A 2,595-nucleotide genomic window follows, 5' to 3' on the forward strand; every position below is an offset into this window, starting at 1 on the left:
AGCAGCACAATAGGCTCGTTGGGCAGATACCTCGAAAACATGAGAGCTAGGAATTCTAAATTCCTGCTGCACAAACTCCCGCACTTCTTCAGGAGTCATATCCCCTCTGCGTCGTTGATCAACTTTGTTTACGAGGGCATAGATATTTTCAGTTCCACCACGAATCTCAGCAATTGCCTGAACGGTTTCTTGAACACTTTTAGCCGCTTCGGTCTTGAGCTGGGTAAAGTCTAGGACAACCAAAATGAGACTACTACGCTCAAGTTGTTCAGCAAAAATATTCTTGATTTCTAAGTTCTCGCCTGCTTCGTTAGGACCTGGAGTGTCAATAATGACAAGGTTGCCCACTGTCGTATTGATGGGCTGATCCTCAAGGGTAAAGGGCGCGACCCTAATTTGAGGCAACTCCTGCATTCGTTTTATGACATTACAGTTGGGAACAAGTTCACTCGCTAAACGCACGATGTCATTCATGGGATGCAAGACTGTGCGGATATTTTCAACGCCTTTTATCTGTCGCTCGAATAGGAAGGGGTTGCTAATAATGTTGATTAGTGTGCGGGTCAAATGAGGATATCGCTCGCGCAATAGTTTCTCAACGCCTGTGCGATCTGTTTGACATTTCCAGTGAATATGATCAGCAGTCTCGCGAAATAAACTGACCAGCCCTTCGGGAACCATCAGAATAGGTTCAGCAATATTAGGGTCTAAAATGATTTCTGTTGCAGTAGCCGTCATTGCCGTGTTGCGAGCCGGTAGGAGGGGTTGACCGACGACTGCATTGATAATCGTAGACTTTCCTGCCTTCATCGGAGCGACCACGGCCATGCGTAGAGCCATTTCCTCAACGTTGGCGAGGGCTTGTCGAATCGCTAGTGTACCTGAAAATTCTGTGCCTGTTGCTTTATGAAGGTTGTTGTAGCGTTCAACAATGCCAACGGTCTGTTTCAGCAAATGAATGACATCTTGGCGCAAGTTTTCTAGTAGGGTCTCACTTGCCTGAATGTCTTGGGGAATGCCGGGGGGGATAGCTGTAGCCATATCATCAGCAGTCAGGAAGTACTGGGGGCTAGGTTAGCACAAAAGATAAAAAGTGTTGACACTGTAGGGTAAGGAAAGCTGAATTAATCACTGATTAGAGGAATTTTCTGGTGAATCGCAGGAAGAACCATAATTTTCCAGAACTTCCTCTACTCGACGCGAATAAATTGAAATATCACACTTCGCTTTTTGAGCATCCTCCTCGAGCTGCTCTAATTGCCTCATCACTTCTTCTTTTTTAACAGCAGACTTTCTCTGATATTCTTGGCTCTCAATCAGGGTTGTTCGATAATCCTTGAGATAGCTACTGAGATACTCGATGTATTGTTCTGCTTCTACTTTAAAACCTTTTTCTAAATAATTATTAACCTCTTGTTCTATTTGATTCGCTTGGGTGTCTATTTGTCGATTGATTTCCTCAACGACTTTATTGAGATAGACTACATATTCTTGAATAGTCTCTGTATAAATTTCATCCACTTCCTTAGGAATTAGCCAAAACCAGTGCCACCAAAATCTCTTTTTCACTTTTCGAACTTCGTTGACAGTCCTAGTTAAAGCTTCGGGTCGAAGTTCAGAATTGCCAAAACTAGCCTTTGAAACCTGAAAATCAGGAAGGCTTAATTGCACATTAAAAGTCATCTGGAGTCGTTCTCTTGCTTTTTCTAGGATAGGCTGAGTTTCTTCCTCTATTTCTTTCTTTAATCCAAGGATTTTTTCTCCTACAAATTTTTCAATCTTTTTCTGGGTATCACCAAAAAACTTTTCTGCTTCTTGTGAAACTAGGTTAAATATTTTTCCCTGAAAATCTTCAGCGTCATGCCTTGAGCTAAAAGGAATCCTTAAATGATCCTCACGAGACTTGTCGTTGGTTAATTTGTGTGCAAAGTCTGTGAGAAAAAGCTTTACTTTTTTGAGAACATCAGCCTGCTCATACTCTTTTTGAGAAAAAAGACGACTAACGTCTGCTCTTGCCTTGTTCTTCAATTTAAAGACTTCACTGGCAATCTGATTCTTAATTTTTTCTTGATACTCCTCGACAATATTCAACAGATTAGCCGAACTTTCAATTTCTTTAATATCTTGATTTAGTTTCTTAATTTCATCCTCAAGTGTACCTAGGGTTGCTTGATAGCTTCTTTTTCGCAAATTAATGTCTTCAAGAAGCTTATGAATAAAGCCGTGAGTGATGTTTAGAGATTCCCTGATTACTTTCGGTGCAGCAGTTTTAATGAGTTCACTAATCACTTTAGTGAAAAACTGATAAAATCCTGAGCGTTCATACCACTGCTCTCTAGCTTTCTTAGTAAACGCGTCTTTATCAATCTCTTCTAACTCTTTTTCCCACTCAGCCCCAAGAATTTCTCTTGCCAAATCTCCGGCCTCATCTCGAGTCCGCCAGTCTTCTCCTAAGCCATGCTGCTTCAGGAAACAAGCAGCACAATAGGCTCGTTGGGCAGATACCTCGAAAACATGAGAGCTAGGAATTCTAAATTCCTGCTGCACAAACTCCCGCACTTCTTCAGGAGTCATATCCCCTCTGCGTCGTTGATC

The 2,595-nt window shown here is 41.8% G+C and carries 2 protein-coding genes; both read right to left on the reverse strand.

All coding sequences use genetic code 11. The features are described from left to right. A partial coding sequence (locus RHK62_RS08830) for a dynamin family protein (protein ID WP_310453596.1) occupies positions 1–975 on the reverse strand: 975 nt, incomplete at its 3' end. A gap of 153 nt (positions 976–1,128) precedes the next feature. Beyond that, positions 1,129–2,595 (reverse strand): hypothetical protein (locus tag RHK62_RS08835; RefSeq protein ID WP_310453597.1); only part of this gene is annotated, 1,467 nt, incomplete at its 5' end.

It is taken from the genome of Thermosynechococcus sp. HY213 (assembly GCF_031460975.1).
GTDB lineage: Bacteria > Cyanobacteriota > Cyanobacteriia > Thermosynechococcales > Thermosynechococcaceae > Thermosynechococcus.